The organism is Planomonospora parontospora, assembly GCA_014647935.1.
In the GTDB taxonomy this organism is placed as follows: domain Bacteria; phylum Actinomycetota; class Actinomycetes; order Streptosporangiales; family Streptosporangiaceae; genus Planomonospora; species Planomonospora parontospora.
The window spans coordinates 1-24,502 of the sequence record BMQD01000004.1 but is presented as its reverse complement, the minus strand read 5'-3'; the positions used below and the strand labels follow the sequence as shown (position 1 = coordinate 24,502).

Sequence of the window (24,502 nt, the reverse complement as noted above, 5' to 3'; positions counted from 1 at the left end):
GGTGTGGCCGATTAATCGAAAAGACCGTTTTTCTCTATTTGGGGAGGAATGCGATGAGTGTCGCGCCGTCTCTGGACCCGGGCTCGCCGCGCGTGCGGTTCGGCGCGGAGCTGCGCCGCCTGCGCGAGACCGCGCAGCTCTCGCAGGCCGCCGTGGCCGCCCGTCTCGGCTGCACGCAGACGCAGGTGAGCCGCCTGGAGATGGCCACCCGGACCCCGTCGCGGTCGGACGCGGAGAAGCTGGACCGGCTCTTCGGCGAGGCCGACGGCGTCTCCTTCACCGGGCTCTACCGGCGCATCGTCTCCCGCCCCGGCGGCCCGGTCTGGTTCCGCAGCTGGGCCGAGGAGATCGAGCCCACCGCCCTCGTCCTCCGCTCCTGGGACCCGCTGCTGGTCCCGGGCCTGCTGCAGACGGAGGCCTATGCACGCCATCTCTTCAGCCGAGGCCCTCAGATCACCTCTGAAGGGGTGGAGGAGCGCGTTGAGGCCCGTATGCGGCGACAGCGAATCCTCGACCGGGACGACCCTCCCATGCTTCTGGTCCTCATCGACGAAGGTGTACTGCGCCGCAGGATCGGTGACCCAGAGCTGATGCGGGAACAACTCGACCACCTGCTGGAATCCACGGAGCGGCCTGATATCTCCATTCAGGTGGTCGATTCGGAATGCGTGGCAGGACTGGCGGGGGCCTTCATGATCGCTGAGCTGCCGAACGGGCAACCGGATGTCGTCCATGCGGACTCACCGGCTCAGGGGCAGATCGCCACCGACTGCGACCTCGTCGCCTCGATCTGGAAGCGCTATGAGGCGATCCGGTTGTGGGCCTATCCTGAGCGCATATCCCTCAAAATGATCGAGGATGTGAAGCGGGAATGGACCTGAGCGCCGCTGTATGGCGGAAGTCGTCACGTTCCTCGGACAACGGCGGTCAGTGCGTCGAGGTCGCCGACAACCTGCCCGGTGTGGTCGCCGTCCGCGACAGCAAGGACCCCGACGGTCCCAAGCTGCTCTTCACCCCCGCCGAGTGGCGGGCGTTCGTCGGCGGCGTCAAGGCCGGCGAGTTCGACCTCTGACCCCGACGCGCCTCCTGCCTCGACCTGGGGGCCGCGACGGCAGCCAACGAGCCGGGAGATCGCGCAAGAAGCATGAGCACCGATTCCTGTAGTGGTGGCCGTGCCGGAGGGCGGTACTCACGGCTCCAGCCGACCACCGCCGGATGGGAGTGGTCGGAGGCGATGGTCCTGTCGCCGCGTGCCGAAGGTCTCCGGTCACCGTCGGCGGGCCGATGCTTCGAGACGGACCGGTCGGTGGCCCTGCACCGAACGCGTGCGAGAGCAGATAGGGGGAAATGCCGGTCCGGCTGCTGACAACCCTGGTTGAGTACTCCCATCCCGGTTCCGATCAGGGCCTATCCAGCGAGCAGGAGGCTGACGGCGTGACGCATGACAACGGTGAGCTCATCCTCTACCGCACGGAGGACGGCCGTGCGGAGATCCAGTTGCGGGCCGCAGAGGGGACCGTCTGGCTGACCCAGGCGGAGATGGCAGAGCTCTTCGACACGGGTGTCCCGAACGTCAACAAGCACATCGCGTCGATCCTTGAGGACGGGGAGCTTACGGAAGCAACTATTTCCCATCAGGAAATAGTTCGCTCGGAGGGGCCGCGGCAGGTCCGCAGGCAGGTGCTCGTCTACAACCTCGACATGGTTCTCGCGGTCGGTTACCGGGTGCGCTCCCCCAGAGGGATCCAATTCCGCCAGTGGGCGACCACGACCCTGCGGGAGTACCTCGTGAAGGGATTCGTCCTCAACGACCGGCGGCTCAAGGAGCCCGGCGGCGGGTTCGACTACTTCGACGAACTGCTCGAGCGAATCCGGGAGATCCGGGCCTCCGAGAAGCGCTTCTACCAGAAGATCCGCGACCTCTTCGCGGAGACGAGCGTGGACTACGAGAAGACGTCCGACGCCGCCAAGACCTTCTTCGCGACCATCCAGAACAAGCTCGTCTACGCGGTGACCGGATGCACCGCGGCCGAGCTGGTCGTCAAGCGCGCCGATTCCGGTAAGCCCAACATGAGGCTCACCTCGTGGCAGGGCAGTCGGGTCCGCAAGAGCGATGTCGCGGTCTCGAAGAACTACCTCGACTCCGACGAGATCAGCACGCTGAACATGCTGACCACGCAGTTCCTCGACTTCGCCGAGCTGCGGGTTCGGCGTCGACAGCAGATCACCATGGCCGAGTGGGCCGAGGCCACGGACCGGTTCATCGCGGCCAACGAGATGGACGTGTTGAAAGGACCTGGCCGGGTCACCGCCGAGCGGGCTGCGGGCATCGCCCACGAACGGTTCGCGGGGTTCGATGCGCAGCGCCGGGCGCTGGAGGCCGCACGCGCAGAGGAGGAGGCGGAGCAGGAGCTGCGCGAGCTCCTCGCCGGACAGGACGAGAATGTGCTCGATGACCTCGGAGAGATCGAGAACGACATCGAACGGCGCCGCTGGAATCGGCCGCCGGACGCTGACCGGTAAGACCCCCGGAACGTGCGGATACCTGTTCGGCGACCGGGAGCGTGGGACGCGATGAACGCATGTGCCTCCCCGCTCACGGCACCCTGGCGACCACACCGAGGATGCCGGGCTTGCCGAGGTCGTACGCGGCGTCCTCCTCGAACTCCGGACGCCATGCCTGGACCGGGACGATTCCGGGGTCGAGCACCTCCAGGCCCTCGGTGTAGGCGGCGAGGTGGGCGGGGGTCCGCGTGGTGACCGATCCGGCGGTGGTGGTGCGGTAGACCGCCTTCGCCTCGTCGTGGGCCGCCACCGGACGGTCTCCGGCGTGGACGTGGGAGATCACCAGATGGCTGCCGGGGACCATGACCTCGCGGACCGCCGTGACGATGGCCTCCGCGTCGGCGTCGTCGGGAATGAAGTGGAGCATGGACAGCAGGATCACGGCCACCGGCTGGTCGAAGTCGATCCGCGCCCGGATCTCGGGGTGGTCGAGCAGGGCCTTGGGCTCGCGCATGTCGGCCTGGACGACGACGGTGTGAGGGTTGTCCTCCAGCAGGGCCCGGCCGTGGGCCAGGACGATGGGGTCGTTGTCGACGTAGACGACCTTCGCGTCGGGGATGACACGGTGGGCGACCTGGTGGACGTTCTCCTGGGTGGGCAGGCCGGAGCCGATGTCCAGGAACTGGCGCACGCCCCGCCCGGCGATCTCGGTCACGGCGCGGGAGAGGAAGGCGCGGTTGGCCCGGGCGTTGGCCCGTGACTCCGGGATCAACTGGATGATCTTCTCTGCGGCCTCGCGGTCGGAGGCGAAGTTGTCCTTGCCGCCCAGGTAGTAGTCGTACATCCGGGCCACGCTGGGGATCGACGGATCGATCCCGGCCGGTGCCTGCTCGTCTTCCATGACGCTCTCCTCGGACCCCGATTGATCACTCTGCTGGTGATGCTAGATGACGTACGAGGATTTTTTGATCTTTGTGCGGATCTTCTGGGCATGCGGTGCCGCTTTTCGGGGTGGGACGCGGGTCGGTGCGACCCGTGGAACCTGGGAGGGGGTACTCCGCCGGATCTCGGGACGGGCCGGATCTCAGAGCAGGCCGTAGCGGGCGCCGATGGCCCTGGCCTCCTCCTCGGTCACCTGGCTCGGGGTCCGGGCGAGGGCCTGGCGCAGGTCGGAGACGACCTTCTCGCCCGAGGTGCGGATGCGGGTGCGGTGGTGGGCGAGCCGCTCGTCGAAGCGCTTGGCCGCCGGCCCGGTCCAGACCTTGCCGGAGTGGAACGCCTGGAACGGCGTCTCGACGGCCTCCTCGACCTCCTCCAGCAGCGGCTCGACCATCCGGAGCGCCTCTCCCAGCGCCTCGTGGAGCGGATTGGGCACCATCTCGGCCATGGTCCGGTCAGTCCTTCGTGGAGGAGGGGGAGGCGGCCTCGACGGAAGGGCTCACCGACGGGCTCGCGGCCGGGGCGCTGGCATCGGTGATCAGCTTCGGCGCGATCAGCTTCATCATCGCCGCCACATCGGCGGCGTTGTCCCGCCCTTCGACGCCGATCTCCAGTTGAACGGAGAGCTGTGCCTTGCCCCGGACGAGTACGGCGACCGCGGCGTTGTGCTCGCTGAGAGGGTCCTTCGAGTAATGGCCGACGGCACCAGGAACGATCTCCGGTAAGGGCGAGGCCCCATATCCGATCGCCTCCTTGATTTTTTCTAAGGACCCCACTGGAGTGAGATCGATCAGCAACACTTTCAGTTGCTCGCCGTTCCGCTGATAGATTGCGCAGCTCCCGTCCCCGAGACCTCCGATGCTCGTGAGATCGAACCGGCCACGAACCAGCGGATCGCGTACCCCGGTCATCAGCTCCACTGCCTTCAGGGGAATATGGCCGCAGATATACGGCGGTGCGGCTGTGGCCGGGAGCGGGGTGCGGTCGATAGGCGTCTCTGCTTCACTCTGGCATGCGGTCATGAGGGCCAGTGCGCACAGCAGTGCCGCGATCGGAGCGAATGCTCTCATCATCATGATCCGTATTGGGAGAAGGCACTGGAGAAGCCTTGTCCCAATCGTTCTTCGGCATCTCGCCAGCGTTGTCCTGCGGGTCCGTTGAGCCAACGCTCGTAGGCATCAGCTCTGCGGTACTGGCTGCCGTCGGTCGCCGCTTCATTGATCATTTCATCCCTGCTCATAAGCGTTCGACCGTCCTCTTCGAGGAAGTTGTTGGGATTGTCGCGCGGGTCGTCACCCTTCTTCAGGTCTTCCAGTGAAGCCCAGGGATGGGTCGGGGCCGAAGGTTCAACCGAACCGAAAAGGCCATGCTTGAGCATGGCTTGAGCGGTGAGGTCTCGTACGAGGATCCAGGACTCGTCGACGGCGGCATCGGCGGTTGTACGCGCCTTGTCCTCGGCGTCACCTTTGGCTAAGTCCTCGGCCAGTCCAGTCCAGGACCCCAGGGCTCCAGCCAGGATCGGCCAGCCCATCTGCTGAGGGATGGCGAGGCCGGAGTTGACCGCAGCCAGGAGCACCTTCATGTTCCGCTGTTGGGTCTCGTCCAACTCCTTTCCCTCTTCGATCTTGGTCAGGTTGGTTGCATCGATGATCAAGCCGAAGCCTGCTCCGACCCGTTTCGTACTGGCCAGGAGTGTGTCATCGGGCTGCTTGGCATTCATGCCGGCCGCAGCTTGATCGATGAGCCAGCTGGTGAAAGTCGTCTGAGCGGCTATGACGTAGGCGAAGCTCTTGGAGTCAGAGAAGGCGTCTTTCATCACCTGGCGTAGCTCCTCCTTGTTGAAGTGGGCTCCCCAGGGATCTTGTCCGAGAGTGTTGGGATCGTCGGCGCCGTGGACGGCGGGTGGGACAACGGTGCTTCGCTCGTGAGCGACTCGATTGACGTCGGCGATGAACCCGGCCAGGACACGGCCCGTGGTGGTGGGCGGGACCAGGGACTCGGAGGGCTTGCCCGACTTGATGCGCTCGGCCTCGATGTGGATGAACTGCGAGGCCAGCATGGCCGACCAGTAGCCGCGTGAGGGCTTGTCCGGGGTGCCGGAGTGGTCGCGGAAGTGGAGCATGGAGGCTTCCAGGGCCTTGCCCAGGGCCACGCCGTCGTCGCTCATCTTCGACGGGGTGGTGAGGTAGTGCTTCATCGCGGTGGGGTCGCCCGCGAAGAAGTCCTGGGCCGCCTCGGGGTGGCGGGCGAGGGTCTCCATGAGGGGCACCACGACCTTCGAGTGGGTGCCCATGCTGTCCGAGGTGCGGTCCCAGGCGTCGACCTTCCTGGCGAGGGCCACCAGGAAGGCGGTGCTGAAGGTGCCGTGCCTGAGCGCCCGGGTGATCGCCTCATAATTCCAGTGCTGCCCCTGCCGCCCCGCCGGAGAGGAGGACAGGGGAGCGGTCAGCTCGTCGATCCAGGACTTGCCCAGGCGCGGGCTCGCCGTGCCCATCGCCTTGCCGAGGGCGGCCTCCAGCCGCTTGGCCTGCTTCTCGCTCCCCTTGGCGGTTCCCATCAGCAGGCCGCGGAACGTCGTCGCGCCCAGCGTGGTCAGCAGCGCGGTGGTGAAGGCAGCGTCGCCGGTGCGCTTCTCCAGCTCCGCCACGGTCTTGGCGTCGATCTCGCCCTTCTCGGCGGCCTCGGCCAGCTTGACCGTGGCGGCGTAGACGTCGGGATCGCGGGAGGCCTTGCCGTACAGGGACTCGTCGAAGGCGGCCAGGCCGCCGGGCAGACCGGAGGAGCCCCACTCGGTGCGCTCCGAGCGGATGGCCTCGCTGCGCCGCCGCAGGTCGGGGCGGCTGGAGCCGATCCAGCTCCGCGCCTCACGCAGCGCGCCCAGCGCGGAGGTGTCCAGGTCGAGCTTCTCCAGGGCCGCGCGGACGCGGGGTTCGCCGCGGCCGATGGCGTCCTCCGCCCGGCCGAGCCCGCCCTCGAAGTCGTCCATCGCGGCCGGGTCTATCCCCGAGAACTCGTCGCTCATGCCTCCCGGAGTTCGCCGGGGATCGGGTGGGGCTTGAGTGGGAGTCGGACGCGGGAGGGAGCCGGAGGGGGACGGGGCCGGAGGCGGCTGGGCGGCGGGCGCGGCAGGAGCCGCCTGAGCGCTCGGCGAGGGTGAGGCGACGGCGGCCTGGGGCGTCTCCCGGACGCCGGGCGACCGGGTGGCCGACGGGGGCATGGGATACGGATGAGCCATGGCGACGGCGGACTCCAGCACGGTCGGTCAGAACACGAGCACGGAAAGACCAGACTATGCCTTGGCTTGGTATTGAGGTATATCTCTTGGTGTTCTCCGGAGCGGGCGGAGCAGCGGATGTCGGTGACCGCGTGCTCCGGGTTCTGCCGTGAAACGGAAAACCCTCATATCATGTGCGAGCCATACGCCGTGCCGTATCCATGGAGATATGGGACGAAACCCACGGTACAAAAACGAGATCTGCGATGGCCTGCAGGGATCGGCGTTTCAGGAGATCCTCGCCAAGTCGCCGGTCCGGCTCATCAACACCACGGTCCAGCATGGCGGCCAGAACGGTCGTACCGGCCAACCCGCCGTCCGGCAAGAAGTCCTCGGTCACGTGATCGGTGAGGACGTCGGCGCATCCTCATCGGCGTGCCCGCTTCGGGTCCCCGGCCCGAGCAACGGCGCCGTCCATGTAATACCTGCGTAGCACTATGCAGATATTGCATGGACGGTGCTCACAGGCCCCTGCTCCGGCGTCCGGCGGTGCCGGTGGTGTAACCGATTTCTCTCAGGGGAGGGCCGTCCGGGACGGTCCGTTCCCGGGGCTGCAACCGCGGACGGCCGCGGCGGCGAAGAAGCCCGTGTGAACGGTGGCGATTCCCACGACTGTGGCGATTCCTACGAGGGGCGGGCGCGGTGCGGGGCTTGAGCGCGGCGGTGTGCGGGCGCAGGGGCAAATGGGTGGTCCTGGTGATCTGGCTGCTCGTCGCGGCCGGGGCGGGCGTGCTCGGCGGCCGGTTGGAGGAGGTGCAGCGCAACGACCCGGCGTCGTTCCTGCCCGCCGAGGCCGAGTCCACCCTGGTGCAGAACGCGCAGCGCGCCTCCGCGGCCGGTGACCGGGTCCCGGCGATCGTGGTCTACGAGAGGCGGCCGGTGGCGGAGGCCGCCGCCGACGCGGAGCGGTTCGCCGGGCTGGAGGGGGTCGCCGGGCAGGTGTCGCCGCCGGTCCCGGCCCCCGGCGGCGGGGCCGTACAGGTGGTGGTGCCGCTCGACGGGAGCGACTACGACGTGCTCACCGCGGCGGTCGACCGGATCCGCGAGATCACCGGCGACCGGGCGTACGTGACCGGGCCGGCCGGGCAGAGCGCCGACGCGATCGAGGTCTTCGGGTCGATCGACGCGACGCTGTTGGCGGCGACCTCGGCCGTGGTCGTCCTGGTGCTGCTCGTCACCTACCGCAGCCCGCTGCTCTGGCTGATCCCGTTCTTCGCGGCGGGCGTGGCGCTCGCCTGCTCCCGCGCGGGCAACTACCTGCTGGCCGAGTACGCCGACCTGACCGTGAGCGGGCAGAGCGGCGGCATCCTGCTGGTGCTGGTGTTCGGCATCGCCACCGACTACGCGCTGCTGCTGGTCGCCCGCTACCGCGAGGAGCTCGCCGTACACGAGGACCGCCACGAGGCGATGGACCTCGCGCTGCGGCGGGCCGCCCCGGCCATCGCGGCCAGCGCCGCGACCGTGGTGGCCGGGCTCTGCTGCCTGCTGGTGGCCGACCAGAACGCCACCCGCGGGCTCGGCCCGGTCTGCGCGGTCGGCGTGGTCTGCGCGCTCGCCGCCATGCTCACCCTGCTGCCAGCGCTGCTCGTGGTCTTCCCCCGCGGCGTGTTCTGGCCGAAGGTCCCCGTGTACGGCGGTGCGGCCGAGGGCGGGTCCGGCCTCTGGGATCGGGTCGGCCGGGTGATCGCCCGCCGCCCCCGCGTCGTCTGGATCGGTACCGCCGCGGTCCTGGGCGCGATGGCGCTGACGCTGCCGCTCACGACGGTCGGCCCGCTGGCCGAGGCCGACGCCTACCGTACGGCGCCCGAGTCGGTGCGCGGCGCGGAGGTCCTGGACCGGAGCTTCGGCACCGGCCAGGAGGGGTCGCTGCTGGTCCTCGCACCCTCCGGCGAGGCCGGGCGGGTCACGTCGGCGGTGGCCGCGGACCCGGGCGTGGAGCGGATCGGCGACCGGGGCGCGGGAGGCGGGCAGGTCCTGCTGCGCGGCACGCTGAAGGACGCGCCGGACAGCCCCGCCGCCTACGAGACGGTCGAACGGCTCCGGGAGATCCCCGGCGCGCTGATCGGCGGCACGGCGGCGGTCAACCTGGACGGGAAGCTCTCCTCCGAGCGGGACCTGCGGGTGATCGTCCCGCTGATCCTGGGGGTCGTCCTGGTGATCCTGGTGATCCTGCTGCGCGCGCTGGTCGCGCCGCTGCTGCTGATGGCCACCGTGGTGCTGTCCTTCGCGGCGGCGCTCGGGGTGAGCGGCCTGGTCTTCACGGAGCTGTTCGGCTTCGCCGCGGTGGACACCGGGGTGCCGCTGCTGGCCTTCGTCTTCCTGGTGGCGGTCGGCGTCGACTACAACATCTTCCTGATCACCCGGATCCGGGAGGAGGCGGCGGGGCGCGGCACCCGGGAGGCCGCTCTCGTCGGCCTGTCCGCCACCGGAGGGGTGATCACCTCGGCGGGCGTGGTGCTCGCGGCCACCTTCGCGGTGCTGGGCGTGCTGCCGCTGGTCGTCCTGGCGGAGCTGGGCTTCGTCGTCGCGTTCGGCGTGCTGCTCGACACCTTCGTGGTCCGCTCGGTCCTGCTCACCGCGCTGACCCTGGACGTGGGCCGGTGGATGTGGTGGCCGGACCGCGGGCTCACGCGGGAACGTGGTTCCGCAGCCGGAGCCGTTCGGGGAACGGTGCGAAGTACGTCTGGTCCCTGACGTAGGAGGCGGCCGCGCCGCGCGCGTTGTGCCGGATCAGGGCCAGCGGCACGCTGAGCGCCACCAGGCCGGCCTGGTAGGAGGCGATGACCTCGGCCAGGTCGGTCCGCCGGACCGGGTCCAGCAGGTCGCCGATCATGCCGGCGCAGTGCTGGAGCACGTTGACGTGGCGGCCGACGCTGGCCTTCCTGACGAAGGCGGTGCGGAAGGCCTCGGCGTACCGCGCGGCCAGTTCGGCGCGGCCGAGCGCGCCCGCGCGGGCCACGATCCGGCCGGTCTCCCGGTAGACGTCCGGGTCGTGGGAGAGGATCTGCATCTTGTGGCGGGCGTGGAAGGCGACCAGGTCGCGCGGGCGCCAGTCGCTCTCCAGCAGGGCCCGGAGCCGGGCGTTCGCGAAGATCCGCTCGACGAAGGTCTCCCGGATCAGCGGGTCGTGCAGCCGTCCTTCGTCCTCCACCGGCAGCAGCGGGTGGGCGTCGAGGATGCGGCCGGCGAACACGCCGCGGCTCCGGCGGTCCACGGCGGCGGTGCCCGCGTAGACCGGGATGCCGTGAATCCCGCAGCTGGGACTCTTCGACTTGAAGACGTAGCCGTCCACGTCGAGGGTGCGCGCCCGCTCGGCGGCCAGGTCCGTCATCTTCTCGGTGAGGTCGCGCCCGGTCTTCCTGGTCACCAGGTGCGGTCCTTCGGGGGAGCGCTCCAGGCGGAGGGTCTCACGCGGGGCCCCCAGGCCGATCGCGATCTCCGGGCAGATCGGCACCCAGTCGACGTAGGGGTCCAGTTCCCCGCTGAGGAACCTGTCGCGGCTGTGGCCGCCGTTGAAGCGCACCATCTCGCCGATCAGGCAACTGGAGACCGCGACACGCGGCCGGACCTCGTCCTCCTGGTAGTGGTTCATGGTGGTTACATGGTTTATGTCCATATCTGATTCCTGCCGCTGAGGCCGGGGTTCATGCCGCGGCCGGGGTAAGGATGTCCGAGAGCCTGCGCAGGCCCCGGGCGGTGCGGGCCTTGACGGTGCCCAGCGGGACGCCCAGCCGCTCGGAGATCTCGCGCTGGGTCAGCTCGCCGTAGTAGGCCAGCTCGATCGCCTCGCGCTGGGGTGCGGGCAGCGCGGCCAGGGCGCGGCGCATCTCGTCCCGGTCGGCCAGGCCGTCGCCGTCGGCCGCCTCGGCGGGACCGGCCGGCTCGGCCGTGCTCTCCAGCGGGACGGTGTGCAGCCTGCGTACCCGCAGGTGGTCCACCGCCCGCTTGTGCGCGATGCCGAGCAGCCAGGCGGGCAGGCTCCGGAGCGGGTCGAAGCGGTGCCGGGAGCGCCACACCTCCGCGAAGACCACCTGCTGCACGTCCTCCACCTCCTGCGGCGGCACGTACTTGCGCAGGTAGGAGCGGATGAGGGCGGTGTGCGCCCGCAGGCACTCCTCCAGCGCCGTCTCGTCGCCGGCGGAGAGCCGGACGTTGAGGCTCGCGCCCGCGCCCGTGGTCTCGATGGTGATCCCTGCCGCCATGGCGGCCTCCTTTCGAGATAACCTATTCAAAACTTATTCATACGCCTCGGAGGGGTGTGATCGCAAATGAGGGCCGGGATCAGCGAGGGCCGGGGGACGGCTGCAGGGCGGCGGAGATCCGGGTGAGGGCGTCGCGGAAGGACGTGACATGCGGGACGGACGGCGGCAGCCCGTCGCGCCACCCCGGGCCGCCTGCCAGGACGCGGGCCGGAGGGCGGAGCGAGGGGAGCGCGGCGAGCGGCGAGGGGTCGCCGGTCGAGGCCTGGTGGGACCAGACGAACACCACCGCCGGGCCCAGGCGGCGCATCGCGTCCGCCAGCGCGGAGTACGGCGTGCGCGCGCCCAGCACGCGCGTCTCGACCCCGTGGTCCAGGGACAGTACGGCGGCCAGGGCGTGCAGCGGCAGGCTGTGCTGCTCCTCCTCGGCACAGGCGAGCAGCACCGGCCGCTCGTTGACCGGCGTCCGGGGCCGCCTGGTCAGCGGGGCCAGCGCGGCGGCCAGCCGGTCGGAGAACAGGTGCTCGACCTCGACGGCCGCCCCGGTCTCCAGCTGGCGCCTGGAGACCGCCGCGAACACCGGCAGCACCAGCCGCTCCCAGGTCCACAGGACGCCGTGCCGGGCCAGGGCCTCGCCGATCCAGTCGGACACGGCCTCGCCGTCCAGCGCGACGGCGGCCCGGGCCAGCATCGCCGGAGTCGGGACCTGCGGGCCGACCGGCCCGGTCGCCGGGGACGGGGTTCCGGCGGCGGTCTCCGGGACGGGACCGGTGACGGTCCCAGCGGTGCTCTCCGAAGCGGATCCGACGGCGGACGCGGCGGTCCCGGCGTCCTCCGCCGGGATCTCTTCGCCGCGGGTCGCGGACCGGGCCTCCAGGACGTGCCTGGCGGCGTCGGCGGCCGGGACCCCTGACCGGATCAGCCGGTTCATCTCCTCCAGGCGCCGCAGATCCGCCGCGTCGTAGCGCCGATGGCCGCCGGGACTCCGGCGGCTGGGGCCGACGCCGTACCGCAGGTTCCAGGTGCGCAGCGTGGGGGCGGGCACGCCGAGCCGGCGCGCGACGGCTCCGATGCCGTAGTCCGGCCCGTCCTCGGCGGTCATCTGCCCCCATCCCCTCACGACTTCTCCGGCCCAGCTTGCCAGGTGGGGCCCGGGTCCGTTCCCCCACAGGTGTCTTCGGAGCGCGGTCGCCGGGGGATGCCGACGCTGGATGAGCGAACAGGAATGGCTGAGGCTTTTGTGCCCTAAGACAGGAAAGAGAGCAATGTCCGTAGTGGCCTCCGCGCCGGCGGAGTCTCGGCTACGATCTACGGAAATGCCGGTCCGCGGCGAGTGGGACAGCAGGGTGAGGCGGCTGCGATGAGCGATCGGAACCCCTACGGGATCGACGTGAGCACGGCCAACGTCGCCCGCATCTACGACTTCATGCTCGGCGGCAAGGACAACTTCGCCGTCGACCGCGCGGCGGCCGAGCAGATCCTCAAGGCCTTCCCCGAGTCGCGCGACGGCGTCCGGATGAACCGCGAGTTCCTCGGCAACGTGGTCCGCCACCTCGCGGCGGAACAGGGCGTCCGCCAGTTCGTCGACATCGGCGCCGGTCTGCCCACCCGGAAGAACGTGCACGAGGTGGCGCACGCGGCCACCCCCGAGGCGCGCACCGTCTACGTCGACAACGACCCCGTGGTCTGCGTGCACGGCAGGGCGCTGCTCGCCAACACCCCCACGGTCGCCATGGTCGAGGGCGACCTGCGCGCCCCCGAGGAGATCTGGGAGCGGGCGGCCGGGACGGGCCTGATCAAACCCGACGAGCCGGTGGCCGTGCTGCTCGTGGCGATCCTGCACTTCCTCGACGACCCCTACGCCGAGGTCGCCAAGCTGCGGGAGATGATGGCGCCCGGCAGCTTCCTGGTGGTCACCCACCTGTCGATGACCGAGCGCCGGGCCGAGGACACCGACAGGATGAAGGACGTCTACTCCCGGGCCAACTCGGGCGTGGCCCCGCGGACCGTCGAGGAGATCAAGCGCTTCTTCGGCGACTTCGAGCTCCTGGACAACGACGCCTTCATCGCACCCAACGTGCTGGAGCGCATGGCGATCCTCGGCTGGGGCGGGGTCGGCCGCAAGCGCTGAGCGCGCGGACGGAACGATTTCCCCTTTCCGGACGTCGCTACAGGTGTGACCTCCTTCGACACCCTCGACGATGACCTGCGCACCGCCCGCGAGCGGGTACGGCGGCTGGAACGACTGACCGGGCAGCGCCGGGCCGTGGCCGCGCAGATCCAGGAGGTCGAGACGCTCCTCGGCGACCTGGAGATCCGGCTCGCCGAGGAGGAGGATGACGTCTCCCGGCTGGAGGGCGGCTTCACCGCGTTCCTGTCCGGGCTCACCGGTTCCCGGGAGGGGAGGCTCGCCAGGGAGCGGGCCGAGGCGCAGGCCGTACGGCAGCGCATCGAGGGGCAGCGGGCCCGGCTCGGCTGGCTGCAGGCCGACCGGGCGGCGGTGGAGAGCGGCCTGGCCGAGGTCGGGCCGGCCCCGCAGGAGTACGGCGCGCTGCTGGAGCGCAAGGAGCGCCTGCTGATGGCGTCGGGCGACCCGCGCGGAGGCGAGCTCTCCCGGATCGCCCGGGAGCTCGCTGAGACCGCCGCCGACCTGCGGGAGCACGAGGAGGCCCACCGGGCGGGGACCGCCGCGGCGGAGGCGGTCGGGCAGGTCCTGCGCTGCCTCGGCGGCGCGCGCGGCGCCTCCGCCTGGGACATGCTGGGCGGCGGCACCTTCGCGGACATGGTGGAGCACGGCCACCTGCGCAACGCCGACGAGGCCGCCTGGCACGCCCAGCGCGCGCTGGACGCCTTCGCCCGCGAGCTCGCCGACGTCGGGGTGCACGTCGCCCCGGTGATGCCCGAGGTGGACACCCGCTGGTTCGCCGACATTTTCTTCGACAACATCGTCACCGACGCGTTCAAGCACCAGCGGATCGCCCGCACCGGCGAGGCCGTCGCCGAGACGGCCCGGTGGGTGAGCGGCACGGTGGACGGCCTGGCCGCCCGCTGCGGCGAGCTGGCCCGGCGGCGCGACTCCCTGGAGGCCCGCCGCGAGGACGTGCTGACGGGCTGACCGGCGCTCCGCGGCGTACGGAAGGGGGCCGCACCCGGACGGGTGCGGCCCCCTCTCACCTGTTCCCTGCGTCAGACCTCAGTGGCCGTGGCCGTGGCCGTGGCCGTGGCCGTCGTGGTCGTGATCGTCGTCTTCCTCGTCGGACGGACCGTCGGAGGGCTCGACGCTCAGCACGGCCTCGCGGGGCTCGATCTGCTCGACGTGCTCGATCAGCCCGAGGACGTGGTCCGGCTCGATCAGCCACTGCAGCGCCGTGGCACCGCTGTCGTCGGCGGAGACCATCTCCGCCTGCTCCTTGCGCTCGTCGTCGTCGAGGTCGGTCTCGGGGTCGTTGATCTCCTTCAGCGCGGTGGCCTGGAGGGCTTCGATGTCGAGCACCTCCACCGTCAGCTCGACCGTCAGACGCAGGTAGCGCTCGGTGCCAGATTCATCACTCATGATGAGAAATCCTAGTGCCCAGCCGAGACCCCATCGGCCCGGGGGAGGTCAAGGGAGCTTCCAGTCCACCGGGCTCGTGCCCTGCTGCTCCAGCAACTGGTTGGCGCGGCTGAACGGCCGGGAGCCGAAGAAGCCGCTGCGCGCCGAGAGCGGGCTCGGGTGGGCCGACTCGATGCGCGGCACGTCGCCGAGCATCGGCGCGAGCGAACGGGCGTCGCGGCCCCACAGGATCGCCACCATCGGCTGGTCGCGCGCGACCAGCGCCTTGATGGCCTGCTCGGTGACCTCCTCCCAGCCCTTGCCGCGGTGCGAGGCGGGCTTGCCGGGCATGACGGTGAGCACCCTGTTGAGCAGGAGCACGCCGTGCTCGGCCCACGGGGTCAGGTCGCCGTTGCCCGGCATCGGGAGGCCGAGGTCCTCGGTGAGCTCCTTGTAGATGTTGCGCAGGCTGCCCGGGATGGGCCGCACGTCGGCCGCGACCGAGAAGCTCAGGCCGATCGGGTGGCCCGGCGTCGGATAGGGGTCCTGGCCGACGATCAGCACCTTGACCTGGTCGAAGGGCTGTTTGAAGGCACGCAGGACGTTGTCCCCCGACGGGAGGTACTGCCTGCCCTCGGCGACCTCCTTCCGGAGGAAGTCGCCCATTTCGGCGATCTTGTCTGCGACGGGTTCGAGGGCCTGGGCCCACCCGGCTTCCACGAGTTCGTTCAAAGGACGTGCGGCCATGGGCGGCACCCTATCGGGATCTACCGACAGTCCGGGCGGCATCGTGAGGCCCGGTGCGGCCGCGCCTTCCGGCGTTGGCCGCACCGGGCCTGCCCCCCTCGGATCGCCTCCCTACTTCACGGAACCCGCCATCATTCCCTGGACGAAGTACCGCTGGAAGGCGAAGAACAGGATCAACGGGATGATCAGCGAGAGGAAGGCGCCCGGGGCCAGGATGTCGACGTTGGTCCCGAACTGCCGCATCTGGGACTGGAGGGCCTTGGTCATCGGCTGGTTCTCGGTGTTGGCGAAGACCAGCGCGACGAGCAGGTCGTTCCAGACCCAGAGGAACTGGAAGATGCCGAGCGAGGCGACCGCCGGCTTGGCCAGCGGGAACACCACGGTCGAGAAGATCTTCCACTCGCCCGCGCCGTCCATCCGCGCCGCCTCCAGCAGCGAGCCGGGGATGCCCGCGAAGAAGTTGCGGAGCAGGAAGATGGCGAAGGGGAGCCCGAAGGCGACGTGGAAGAGCACCACGCCGGGGATGGAGCCGAAGATGCCGAGCCCGCCGTACAGCTTCGCGATCGGGATGAGCGCGATCTGGATCGGCACGACCAGCAGGCCGACCACCACCAGGAAGAGCGCGTCCCGGCCGGGGAACTGCATCCAGGCGAACGCGTAGGCCGCCATGGCCGCGATGCCGATCACCAGGACCGTGGTGGGCACCGTGATGGCCACGGTGTTCCAGAACGACGAGGTGAAGCCGGTGGCCAGCAGGTCGGCGTAGTTGCGCAGGGTGAACTCGGCCGGCTTGGTGAACGCGGTCCACCAGCCGCTGGAGTTGTTGGCGGTCTCCTGGCGGATCGAGACCACGAACAGGCCCAGGGTGGGGACCAGCCAGAACACGCCGATCACCACCAGCACCGCCTGGACCAGGCCGCCGCCGACCCGGTCGGCGATCCGGCCCAGGACGCCGCGGGGCGGCGCGCCGAGAGCGGAGGTCGTCGTCACTGGTTGTCCCTCCTGAACCGCCGGATGTTGAGGATCATGAAGGGCAGGACGAGGACCAGCAGGAAGATGGCCAGCGCGCTGCCCAGCCCCTGGTTCCCGCCGCCGCCGAACGAGACCCGCCACATCTCCAGCGCGATCACGTTGGCCTGCGGCTGCACCGATCCGGGTGCGATGACGAAGACCAGGTCGAAGACCTTCAGCGTGTTGATGATCATCGTGACGAACACGACGAGCAGCACCGGGGAGAGCAGCGGGACGGTGATCCTGCGGAACACCTGCCACTCGGTCGCCCCGTCGATGCGGGCGGCCTCCAGCGCGTCCCGTGGGATGGCGGACAGGCCCGCCGCGATCAGCACCATGGCGAACCCGGCCCAGACCCAGACGAACGCGCCGATGATCGCCGGGGTGATCAGCGCCGGGCCGAGCCAGGACAGGCCGTTGAAGGAGGCCTCGAAGTTCGACCGGGGGAGCCGCAGGGTGTAGTCGCCCGGGGAGAGCCCGGTGAGGCGGAAGGTCCCGTCGGCCTCGGTGACGGCCGTGGCCGCGACCTCGCCGCCGGGGCCGCCCCGGACCGCCTCGACGGTCATGCCCGCCAGGCCCTTCTCGGTGCCGTCCACCTGGTTGGCCTGCCCGCCGCCGCCCTGGGTGAAGTCGAACCACACGGTCCCGGCCAGTTCGCCGGGGCCCGGCGGAGCCGGGCGGGCGGTCGCGGCCGAGGCGAGGTCTGCGGGTTTCACGCCGACCAGGGGCAGGAGTACGGCCTGGCCGGGCTTCGCGGACCCCTTGGTCACCACGGCGCCCTGGGCGGCGGTGACCGGGGACTGGTCGTTCTCCCTCGGCCGGGCGTCGGGATAGCTCTCACCGGAGCCGAAGACGCCGCGGACCGAGCTGAGGACGGCGTTGGCCACGCCGCGGTCCGGGTCCTGCTCGTAGACCAGGCGGAAGATGACGCCGGAGGCCATCAGGGAGACGGCCATCGGCATGAACACGATCAGCTTGAACGCGGTCGCCCAGCGGATCCGCTCGGTCAGCACCGCGAAGATCAGTCCCAGGGTGGTGACCAGGAGCGGGGCGACCACCACCCAGATCAGGTTGTTCCTGATGGTGGTCAGGGTCGAGGCGTCCTGGAAGATCGTCGCGTAGTTCTCGGCGCCGACGAAGTTCTCGCCGCCGGCGTCGTAGAGGCTCCGGAAGACGGAGTAGACGATCGGGTAGATCACCATCGCGCCGAGCAGCACCACGCCCGGCAGCAGGAACAGGACCGCCATGACGGGTGAGGGCCCCAGCCGGGGGGCCTTCGGGGTGCCCGCCGCGGCCGGTGCGGCCGGTCCCGCGGTGGCGACGGACGGGACCGCGGGCGGGGCGGCGGCCCCGGTGCCGGATGCCGGGGTGGAGTCCGGGGTGGAGTCCGGGGTGGCATCCGAGGTGGAGTCCGGGGTGGCATCCGAGGTGGAGTCCGGGGTGGCATCCGAGGTGGAGTCCGGGGTGGCATCCGAGGTGGAGTCCGGGGTGGTTCCGGTGGCGGAATCCGGGGTGGTTCCGGTGGCGGAATCCGGGGCGGATTCGGCGGAGGGGATGCGGGGGCCGGGGGAGGACCCCGCGGCGACGGCGTCGCCGTCGTCGCCGCGGGGGTCCGGCGGGCCGTCCAACCGGTCGGTCACGGCCTGCCTCCTCTACTTCCAGGCCTTGGCGGCCTCGGCCTCGAGGCTCTTCTGGATCTCCTTGATCTTCGACGGGTCGCGCACGAAGTCCTGCAGGAGCTTCCACTCGCCCTTGCCGTCGGTGCCGCCGAAGGCGCTGGGCGCCAGGTCGGACATGTCGTAGCGGACCGACTCACCCGCGGAGATGATCGTCTGCGCGAGCTGCTTGGTCAGCTCGCTCGGGTAGTTGTCGGGGGAGACGTTGCGGTTGGGGGACAGGTAGCCGGGGAGCTTGGCCCAGACCTCGCCGCCCTCGGTGGAGGCGAGGTACTCCAGCAGCGCCATGGCGCCCTTGGAGTCCTTCAGCGCCACCGCGATGTCGCCGCCCAGCACGACCGGCGCGGTCTCACCGGCCTTCGGGAACGGGAAGTACTTGGCCTCCTCGCCGAGCTTGGCGCCCGACTCCTCGGCCGTGGTGCCGACGAAGTCGGCCTCGATGACCATCGCCGCCTTGTCCTGGCCGTAGACCTGGGTCACGCAGGTCGGGAAGTCGGTCTGCAGCGCGCCGGAGGTGCCGCCGAGCAGGAACTCCTTCTTCCCGGTGAGCTGGGCGATCTTCTCCAGCGCGGTGGTCACGCTCGGGTCGGTCCACGGGATCTCGTGCTTGGAGAGCTTGGTGTAGTTCTCCGGGCCCGCGGTGGACAGGTAGACGTTCTCGAACAGGTCGGTGAGGGTCCAGCCGGACGCCCCGCACAGCGAGAGCGGCGGGGTGCCGGAGTCGGCGACCGTCTGGGCGGCCTTCACCAGCTCGTCCCAGGTGGCCGGGGGCTGCACCCCGGCGTCGGCGAAGGCCTGGTCGCGGTACCAGACCAGCGACTTGTGCGCGGCCTTGACCAGCACGCCGTACACCTGGCCGTCGGCCGAGCCGAGCTCCTTCCAGTACGGGGTGTAGTTCTCGTCGATCTGCTTGATCACCTCAGGGGTGAGCGGCTTGAGCGACTTGGCGTCGGCGTACTGCTGGACCAGGCCGGGCTGGGGCAGGATCGCGACGTCCGGCGGGCTGCCGCCCTGGATCCGCGGGCCGAGATAGGCGCCGGTGTCCTCGCCGGTGGAGGAGTAGGTGACCTTGGCGCCGGTCTTGGCCTGGAAGGCGTCCAGCACCTTCTGGAAGTTGGCCTGCTCCGGGCCGGTCCACTTGGCGGCGACCTCGATGGTCACCCCCTCCAGGGTCTTGGCCGCCGCGGGGGCGGAGGAGGCCCCGCCGCTCGCGGCGGGAGCGGTGGTGGTCCCGGTGGTGCCGGTGGATCCGCCGCCGCACGCGGCGAGCGCGAGGGCGAGCCCCGCGGTCGTCGCGGTGATGATGGTTCTGCGCATAACGGAAAGACCTCCTGTTGTTTTTCAAACCCCCGAGGTTTGCACGACTTCGGATGACGACGAGATGGGGATGACGGCTCGCCGGGAGGATCGCCCCCGGTTTCAGGGAGCCCTGATGATCTCGTTCAGCTGGCCCTTCAGGGAGGCGACGACGTCGTCGCTCGACTCCTCGAAGGGCGGGGTGAGCGCGCCTGAGACCGCACCGGCGATCGCCAGGCTCACCTGGTCGTAGTTGGCGCTCACCGGCCGGGGCCTGGCGGAGAGGATGCTCTCCTTCAGGACCGGCAGGTAGGGGAAGCGCCTGATGAGGGCGGGGTCGTCGTACAGCTCGGTCCACACGGGCGGGAACGAGCCGTCGGTGAGCACCCGCCGCTGGTTCTCCAGCCCGGTGAAGTAGCGGATGAACTCCGCCGCCGACTTCTGCCGCTTGGAGAACGCGCTGAGCGCGAGGTTGGTCCCGCCCAGCGTGCTGGAGCCCGGCCCGTCCAGGCCCGGCAGCCGGGTGACCGCGAACCTGCCCGCGATCTCCGACTGGGTGGCCGGGCCGTAGGCGGGCGGCCAGTTGCGGGCGAAGGCCAGCCGGCCCTCCTGGAAGGCCAGCCGCGACTCCTCCTCCTTGTAGGAGAGCGACTCCTTCGGGATCCACCCCTCCCGGAGCCCGCCGACCAGGAAGTCGAGCCCGGCCTTCGCCCCGGCGGCGTCCATGGTGACCCGTGTGCCGTCCGGGCTGAGGATCGGCCCGCCGCCCGCCGACTGCACGGCCTCGGCGAAGTTGACGGTCAGCCCCTCGTAGGCGAGGAACTGCCCGGCGTAGCCGCCGACGCCGTACTCCTCGTGCAGCGCCCGCGCCTGCTCACGCAGCTCCGCCCAGGTCCTGGGCGGGGCGAGGCCCTCCTTCGCGAGGAGGTCCTTGCGGTAGTAGAGCAGGCCGGCGTTGCTGGTGTACGGCACCGCCCAGAGCTTGCCGCGGTAGACGGCGGTGTCCACGACCGGCGGGAGGAACCGGTCGAGCGGGAACATGCTCCGCTCCAGCGGCACGATCCAGCCGGCGTCGGCGAACTCCGCCGTCCAGACCACGTCGAGACCGAGCACGTCGTAGCGGTCGCTCCTGGCCTGGAGGTTGGCGACCATCTGGGCGCGCTGCTCGTCGGCCGCCTCGGGGAGCTCCAGCAGGGTGACCCGCTCGGCGGGACGGGAACGGTTCCACCGGTCCAGCAGGGGACGCAGGTAACCGGTGGTATCGCGCCCCGTCACCAGGGTGAAGGGGCCCGTCCCGCCCTCCCTCCGGGGAGGCTCCTGCCCGCCCGTCCCCGCGGTGCACCCCGCCAGCAGCGCTGCGGCGAGGGCGAGCGGGACCAGGCGGTTCACCTGTGACCTCCGGGTTTCGGTGGGGTTACATACGTGTTAGGTAGATGCATTCATGTTATGCACAGCGCTAATGTGAACGTCAACGGATGAGTCCGTAACGCTCGCATAACGCGGGCACGACGAGGAGGTGGGCGTGCGGCCGTTCCTGCTGGCGCTCCTCGCGAAGGAACCTGCCCACGGCTACGAACTCAAACAGGCGCTGGAGCAGACCTTCGGCAGCGCCTATCCTTCGCCGAACATCGGCCAGATCTACGTCACCCTCGGCCGTCTGGAGAAGGACGGGCTGGTCAGGGCGGTGGACGTCGAGCAGTCCAACCGGCCGAACAAGAAGGTCTACTACCTGACGGCCGCCGGCCGGGAGGCCCTGGACGACTGGGTGGACGAGCCCACCGAGGGGCCGCGGGTCCGCGACGAGTTCTTCATGAAGCTCGTCCTGGCCCCGATGACCGGGATCGCCGACCGGATGGCATTGATCAACCGGCAGCGCCGCCACTACCTTGCGCTCATGCGCGACCTGAACGAGCTCGCCGAGCGGACCGATCCGGACAACCAGGTGGCGCTCCTGCTGATCGAGGGAGCCATGCTGCACCTGCAGGCCGACCTCGACTGGCTCGAACGCTGCCAGGAGGACCTCAGTTGAACCGGAGAGGCTGATGGACACCCCCCCTGTGATCAGCACCGTCAACCTCGTCAAGATCTACCAGGACGGAGGCGTGCCGGTCCCCGCCGTGCGGGGCGTGGACCTGCGGGTGGAGCCGGGAGAGTTCGTCGCGATCATGGGCCCCTCGGGCTCCGGCAAGTCCACGCTGGTGCACATGCTCGGCGGCCTGGACGTCCGGACCAGCGGCGAGATCTGGCTGGACGGCGACCGGGCCGACACGCTGGGCGAGAGCGCCTGGGCGCTGCTCCGCCGCAGGAAGATCGGCTTCGTCTTCCAGTTCTTCAACCTGGTGGCCAACATGACCGTGGCCGACAACGTCGAGCTGCCCGCGCTGCTCGCCGGGGCGTCCCCCCGCGAGGCGCGCGAGCGCCGCGAGCAGCTCCTCGGCGCGCTCGGCCTCGCCGACCGGGCCGGCGCCGCCCCCGCCCAGCTCGCGGGCGGCGAGCAGCAGCGCGTGGCGCTGGCCCGCGCGCTGGCCAACCGCCCCCGGCTGCTGCTCGCCGACGAGCCCACCGGCAACCTGGACAGCCGCAACACCCGCGACGTGCTGAAGCTGCTCGGCCAGGTGCACCGCGACGGCCAGACGATCGTCCTGGTCACCCACGACGCCCGGGTGGCGGGCCTCGCCGACCGGGTGGTCTCCCTCCTCGACGGCCAGATCGTCGACGACGGCGCCCTCCCGGTGTCCCGGCGCCGCCCCCGGGGCGGCGTCGGCGACGTGGTGGAGCTGCGGGGTTAGCCGCCGTGGACACCGTGCGGGCGTCGGCCCGCTGGATCCGCGCAGACCTGCGGGCGCGCCGCGGGCAGGCGCTGCTCACCGTCCTGTCGGTGGCCGGGATCGTCGCCGCGCTGGTCGCCGCGGCGACCCTGCTGGAGGACGGCACCAACCCCTGGCGCGGGCTGTTCGAGCGGACGCGGGGCGCGCACGTGTGGATCCACACCGGCGAGGCCCCGGACCTGGCGGCCCTGCGCGGCCTGCCCGGCGTGGTGCGGGTCGCGGGGCCGTACCGCACGGCGCCGGTGACGCTCACCCTGGGCGGCCGCAAGTCGCCGGTCGCGCTGCGCGAGGCGACCACCGTGCCGCCGGAGACGGCCGCGCCGCTCGTCCGCGAGGGGCGGTGGCTGCGCGTGGGCGACGCCGGCGGGGCGGTCGTCGAGCGCTCCTTCGCCGAGGCGCTGGACCTGCGGGTCGGCGACCCCTTCCCGGTCACCGCGCTCAGCGGCTCCTCCCACCCCCTGGTCGTGGTCGGTCTGGCCGAGACCGCCGACCAGGGCTTCTACCCCGAGTGGACGCCCGGTCTGGCCTGGACCCTGCCGGAGACCCTCACCCGGATCGAGCCCGCCCCCGGCCGCCGGGAGGCGGTCACCGGGCTGCGCCTCGCCGACGGAGAGGACACGCTGCCGGCCGTGCACGGCGCCGTCACGCTGCTCGACGAGCAGATCCGCCGCATGTCCACCTGGCGCGAGGTCCGCGCCTCCATGGAGCTGGACAACCGGCTGCTCGGCCTGCTGCTGGGGCTCTTCGGCGTGGCCGGGCTGGTCGCCGCCGCGCTGGCCGTCGCCAACGTGACGGGCGGCCGGGTGCTCGCCCAGACGCGCGACATCGCCACGCTCAAGTCCCTCGGCTACACCCGGGGCCAGGTCGTCGCCCTGCTGGTGACCGAGCACGGGGCGCTCGGGCTGGTCGGCATCGCCCTCGGCGCGGCGGGCGGGCAGCTCGCCGCGGCGCTCACCCTGGACGGTCTGCCGTTCCCGCCGCTCTCGCCGCTGCCGCTGCTCGCCATCGCGGCCGGGACCGCCGCGGTGGTCCTGGTGGCGGCGGCGCTGCCCGCCTGGCGCGGCGGCCGCACCCCGCCGATCCCCGCCGCCCCGGCCGCCCCGCCCCGGGGCCGCCTGTCGCGGCTGGCCAAGCTCGCCCTGCTGGTACGGCTCCCGCCCGCGCTCGTGCTGGGCACCCGCGACGCCTTCACCCGCCGCACCCCCGCCTTCCTGAGCATCGTCGGCCTGGCCGTGCCGATGATGATGATCACCATCGGCCTCGGCTGCTGGGCCACCCTCGACGACTTCCTGCGCCGCCCCGAGCGGGTCGGCCAGGCCGCCGCCCTCACCGTCCACCCGGGCCGGCTCACGGCCGTCGAGGCCGCCCGCATCGCGCGGGCCGACCCGGAGGTGCGCTCCGTCCACCCGGGCAGCGAGGTCTCGGCGCTGGAGCCCAGGCAGACCAGGAGCGTGCTGGTCCGCGCGCTCGGCACGTCCGCGGCGCCGTACCCCCTGGTGGTCGCCGAAGGGCGGATGTTCGCCGCGCGGGGCGAGGCCGTCGCCGGGCAGGGCCTGCTCGACCTGCTGGGCGTGCGGATCGGCGACCGGGTCCGGATGACCGTCGGCGGCACGCCGCTGATCGTGCGCATCGTCGGGCGGGTGGTGGAGCCCGACCAGGACGGCGAGGTGCTCTCCACCGGGCTGGACACCCTGGCCGCCAAGGACGCCCTGCCGCCCCAGTTCCACCGGCTGGTGCTGGCCGACGGGGCCGACGCAGAGGCGGTCCGGGCCCGGCTGCTGGCCGCCTCCGGCGAGGCCCTGGAGGTGCGGCGGACGGTCAACCCGGCCGAGCGGCTCGCGGTCATCCGGGTGGTGATCGTGGCGCTGACCGCGGTGCTCGCGCTGCTGGGCCTGGCCAACCTGCTCACCGCCGGCGCCCTGGGCCTGCGCGACCACGCCTCCGACCTGGCGGTGCTCAAGGCCATGGGCCTGACCCCCCGGCAGGTGGCCGCGACGCTGGTCACCGGGACCGGGCTGCTGGTCGTGCTGGGCGTGGCGGCGGGCACCGCGGCCGGGGCCTCGGTGGTCGGCGGCCTGATCGACCTGCAGGGGCACACCAGCGGCGTCGGCGCGGGCATCGGCCGCACCCCGTCCGCCTCGGTCCTCGCGGTCGCGGCGCTGGCGGCGATCGGCGCGGGCCTGCTGGTGACCCTGATCCCGGCCCGCCGGGCGGCCCGCGCGCAGGTCCCGGTGACGGCCCGGTGACGGCCCGGTGACGGCGCGGTGACGGCGCGGTAGGAGCCGCCCGCCCGGGCCGCGCCGGGAAGGGCGGTCCGCGCGCAGACCTTCATCACCGCCCGGTGCGGGGGCCGGACCCCCGTCGCCGCCGGTGCGGGGGCGGTTCCGCGCGCAGACCCCCGTCGCCGCCGGTGCGGGGCCGGTCCGCGGACGCCCTCAGTGACTGTTGCGAAACGTCCACCAAGAGAGTGATCTTTCGTTGAAGATCACTGTCTT

Annotated in this window: 22 protein-coding genes; 9 read left to right on the top strand and 13 right to left on the bottom strand. The window is 71.2% G+C overall.

The annotated features are described in order from the left end of the window. The first annotated feature begins 53 nt into the window (after positions 1–53). From IEZ07_RS07720 to IEZ07_RS07710, 3 genes are all read left to right on the top strand, one after another. Complete coding sequence (locus IEZ07_RS07720) at positions 54–881, top strand: helix-turn-helix domain-containing protein (protein ID WP_191894130.1); 828 nt, start codon at positions 54–56, stop codon at positions 879–881. Next, complete coding sequence (locus IEZ07_RS07715; RefSeq protein ID WP_191894129.1) at positions 872–1,072, top strand: DUF397 domain-containing protein; 201 nt, start codon at positions 872–874, stop codon at positions 1,070–1,072. The genes IEZ07_RS07720 and IEZ07_RS07715 overlap by 10 nt, the downstream gene beginning before the upstream one ends. A 362-nt stretch (positions 1,073–1,434) precedes the next feature. Next, positions 1,435–2,523: a virulence RhuM family protein gene (locus IEZ07_RS07710; protein ID WP_204054304.1), complete on the top strand. Its 1,089-nt coding sequence runs from the start codon at positions 1,435–1,437 to the stop codon at positions 2,521–2,523. Between the two features lie 73 nt (positions 2,524–2,596). Here IEZ07_RS07710 and IEZ07_RS07705 read toward each other — a convergent pair whose 3' ends face one another. The 4 genes from IEZ07_RS07705 to IEZ07_RS07690 form a co-directional block, all read right to left on the bottom strand. Then, complete coding sequence (locus IEZ07_RS07705) at positions 2,597–3,406, bottom strand: SAM-dependent methyltransferase (RefSeq protein ID WP_191894127.1); 810 nt, start codon at positions 3,404–3,406, stop codon at positions 2,597–2,599. A 183-nt stretch (positions 3,407–3,589) separates the two neighbouring features. Further along, positions 3,590–3,892 (bottom strand): hypothetical protein, encoded by a 303-nt coding sequence (locus tag IEZ07_RS07700; RefSeq protein WP_191894126.1) that lies wholly within the window; start codon positions 3,890–3,892, stop codon positions 3,590–3,592. A gap of 7 nt (positions 3,893–3,899) precedes the next feature. Continuing rightward, entirely contained in the window at positions 3,900–4,520 is a 621-nt protein-coding gene (locus tag IEZ07_RS07695) for a hypothetical protein (RefSeq protein WP_191894125.1), read from the bottom strand. Next, complete coding sequence (locus tag IEZ07_RS07690; RefSeq protein WP_191894124.1) at positions 4,517–6,466, bottom strand: hypothetical protein; 1,950 nt, start codon at positions 6,464–6,466, stop codon at positions 4,517–4,519. Before IEZ07_RS07690 ends, IEZ07_RS07695 begins: the two co-directional genes overlap by 4 nt. A 903-nt stretch (positions 6,467–7,369) precedes the next feature. On the opposite strand from IEZ07_RS07690, the gene IEZ07_RS07685 reads away from it, so the two are divergent. Beyond that, entirely contained in the window at positions 7,370–9,412 is a 2,043-nt protein-coding gene (locus IEZ07_RS07685) for an MMPL family transporter (RefSeq protein WP_239319661.1), read from the top strand. Here the strand turns inward: IEZ07_RS07685 and IEZ07_RS07680 are convergent. From IEZ07_RS07680 to IEZ07_RS07670, 3 genes are all read right to left on the bottom strand, one after another. Beyond that, positions 9,345–10,310, bottom strand: a complete 966-nt coding sequence (locus tag IEZ07_RS07680) for a YbgA family protein (RefSeq protein WP_191894122.1) — start codon at positions 10,308–10,310, stop codon at positions 9,345–9,347. The genes IEZ07_RS07685 and IEZ07_RS07680 overlap by 68 nt on opposite strands. A 52-nt stretch (positions 10,311–10,362) precedes the next feature. Further along, positions 10,363–10,920 carry an RNA polymerase sigma factor gene (locus IEZ07_RS07675; RefSeq protein ID WP_191894121.1) on the bottom strand — a complete coding sequence of 186 codons (558 nt, stop codon included), beginning with the start codon at positions 10,918–10,920 and terminating at the stop codon, positions 10,363–10,365. 79 nt (positions 10,921–10,999) lie between these two features. Beyond that, positions 11,000–12,019, bottom strand: a complete 1,020-nt coding sequence (locus IEZ07_RS07670; protein ID WP_301549309.1) for a MerR family transcriptional regulator — start codon at positions 12,017–12,019, stop codon at positions 11,000–11,002. A gap of 258 nt (positions 12,020–12,277) precedes the next feature. Between IEZ07_RS07670 and IEZ07_RS07665 the strand changes: the two genes are divergently transcribed. Together IEZ07_RS07665 and IEZ07_RS07660 are read left to right on the top strand one after the other, a co-directional pair. Continuing rightward, positions 12,278–13,048, top strand: a complete 771-nt coding sequence (locus tag IEZ07_RS07665; RefSeq protein WP_068894769.1) for an SAM-dependent methyltransferase — start codon at positions 12,278–12,280, stop codon at positions 13,046–13,048. A 45-nt stretch (positions 13,049–13,093) separates the two neighbouring features. Beyond that, complete coding sequence (locus IEZ07_RS07660) at positions 13,094–14,032, top strand: hypothetical protein (RefSeq protein ID WP_191894119.1); 939 nt, start codon at positions 13,094–13,096, stop codon at positions 14,030–14,032. A 78-nt stretch (positions 14,033–14,110) separates the two neighbouring features. Here IEZ07_RS07660 and IEZ07_RS07655 read toward each other — a convergent pair whose 3' ends face one another. The 6 genes from IEZ07_RS07655 to IEZ07_RS07630 form a co-directional block, all read right to left on the bottom strand. After that, the gene (locus tag IEZ07_RS07655; RefSeq protein ID WP_191894118.1) at positions 14,111–14,470 is read right to left on the bottom strand and encodes a hypothetical protein; all 360 of its coding nucleotides are present in this window, start codon (positions 14,468–14,470) and stop codon (positions 14,111–14,113) included. 48 nt (positions 14,471–14,518) lie between these two features. Then, positions 14,519–15,196 carry a uracil-DNA glycosylase gene (locus IEZ07_RS07650; RefSeq protein ID WP_191894117.1) on the bottom strand — a complete coding sequence of 226 codons (678 nt, stop codon included), beginning with the start codon at positions 15,194–15,196 and terminating at the stop codon, positions 14,519–14,521. 111 nt (positions 15,197–15,307) lie between these two features. Next, on the bottom strand, positions 15,308–16,186 hold the full coding sequence (locus IEZ07_RS07645) for a carbohydrate ABC transporter permease (protein ID WP_068894776.1): 879 nt from the start codon (positions 16,184–16,186) through the stop codon (positions 15,308–15,310). Further along, positions 16,183–17,847: an ABC transporter permease subunit gene (locus IEZ07_RS07640; protein ID WP_301549308.1), complete on the bottom strand. Its 1,665-nt coding sequence runs from the start codon at positions 17,845–17,847 to the stop codon at positions 16,183–16,185. Before IEZ07_RS07640 ends, IEZ07_RS07645 begins: the two co-directional genes overlap by 4 nt. Before the next feature lie 12 nt (positions 17,848–17,859). Next, the gene (locus IEZ07_RS07635; protein ID WP_191894116.1) at positions 17,860–19,200 is read right to left on the bottom strand and encodes an ABC transporter substrate-binding protein; all 1,341 of its coding nucleotides are present in this window, start codon (positions 19,198–19,200) and stop codon (positions 17,860–17,862) included. 102 nt (positions 19,201–19,302) lie between these two features. Next, complete coding sequence (locus IEZ07_RS07630) at positions 19,303–20,568, bottom strand: ABC transporter substrate-binding protein (RefSeq protein ID WP_191894115.1); 1,266 nt, start codon at positions 20,566–20,568, stop codon at positions 19,303–19,305. Positions 20,569–20,701: 133 nt separating this feature from the next. Between IEZ07_RS07630 and IEZ07_RS07625 the strand changes: the two genes are divergently transcribed. Genes IEZ07_RS07625 through IEZ07_RS07615 form a run of 3 tightly spaced genes read left to right on the top strand, consistent with a single transcriptional unit; the run spans position 20,702 to position 24,253 of the window. Beyond that, a complete protein-coding gene (locus IEZ07_RS07625; RefSeq protein ID WP_068894782.1) occupies positions 20,702–21,208 on the top strand; it encodes a PadR family transcriptional regulator in 507 nt (168 codons plus the stop codon). 13 nt (positions 21,209–21,221) lie between these two features. Then, positions 21,222–21,968 (top strand): ABC transporter ATP-binding protein, encoded by a 747-nt coding sequence (locus IEZ07_RS07620; protein ID WP_068894784.1) that lies wholly within the window; start codon positions 21,222–21,224, stop codon positions 21,966–21,968. 5 nt (positions 21,969–21,973) lie between these two features. Continuing rightward, positions 21,974–24,253, top strand: coding sequence for an FtsX-like permease family protein (locus IEZ07_RS07615; RefSeq protein WP_191894114.1), 2,280 nt, complete (start codon positions 21,974–21,976; stop codon positions 24,251–24,253). The last annotated feature ends 249 nt before the right edge of the window (positions 24,254–24,502 follow it).

Bases quoted from the DNA above. Each gene is read 5' to 3' on its own strand.
- IEZ07_RS07720 (WP_191894130.1), top strand. From the start codon at position 54: ATGAGTGTCGCGCCGTCTCTGGACCCGGGCTCGCCGCGCGTGCGGTTC.
- IEZ07_RS07715 (WP_191894129.1), top strand. From the start codon at position 872: ATGGACCTGAGCGCCGCTGTATGGCGGAAGTCGTCACGTTCCTCGGAC.
- IEZ07_RS07705 (WP_191894127.1), bottom strand. From the start codon at position 3,406: ATGGAAGACGAGCAGGCACCGGCCGGGATCGATCCGTCGATCCCCAGC.
- IEZ07_RS07700 (WP_191894126.1), bottom strand. From the start codon at position 3,892: ATGGCCGAGATGGTGCCCAATCCGCTCCACGAGGCGCTGGGAGAGGCG.
- IEZ07_RS07695 (WP_191894125.1), bottom strand. From the start codon at position 4,520: ATGATGATGAGAGCATTCGCTCCGATCGCGGCACTGCTGTGCGCACTG.
- IEZ07_RS07690 (WP_191894124.1), bottom strand. From the start codon at position 6,466: ATGAGCGACGAGTTCTCGGGGATAGACCCGGCCGCGATGGACGACTTC.
- IEZ07_RS07680 (WP_191894122.1), bottom strand. From the start codon at position 10,310: ATGAACCACTACCAGGAGGACGAGGTCCGGCCGCGTGTCGCGGTCTCC.
- IEZ07_RS07675 (WP_191894121.1), bottom strand. From the start codon at position 10,920: ATGGCGGCAGGGATCACCATCGAGACCACGGGCGCGGGCGCGAGCCTC.
- IEZ07_RS07670 (WP_301549309.1), bottom strand. From the start codon at position 12,019: ATGACCGCCGAGGACGGGCCGGACTACGGCATCGGAGCCGTCGCGCGC.
- IEZ07_RS07665 (WP_068894769.1), top strand. From the start codon at position 12,278: ATGAGCGATCGGAACCCCTACGGGATCGACGTGAGCACGGCCAACGTC.
- IEZ07_RS07655 (WP_191894118.1), bottom strand. From the start codon at position 14,470: ATGAGTGATGAATCTGGCACCGAGCGCTACCTGCGTCTGACGGTCGAG.
- IEZ07_RS07650 (WP_191894117.1), bottom strand. From the start codon at position 15,196: ATGGCCGCACGTCCTTTGAACGAACTCGTGGAAGCCGGGTGGGCCCAG.
- IEZ07_RS07635 (WP_191894116.1), bottom strand. From the start codon at position 19,200: ATGCGCAGAACCATCATCACCGCGACGACCGCGGGGCTCGCCCTCGCG.
- IEZ07_RS07620 (WP_068894784.1), top strand. From the start codon at position 21,222: ATGGACACCCCCCCTGTGATCAGCACCGTCAACCTCGTCAAGATCTAC.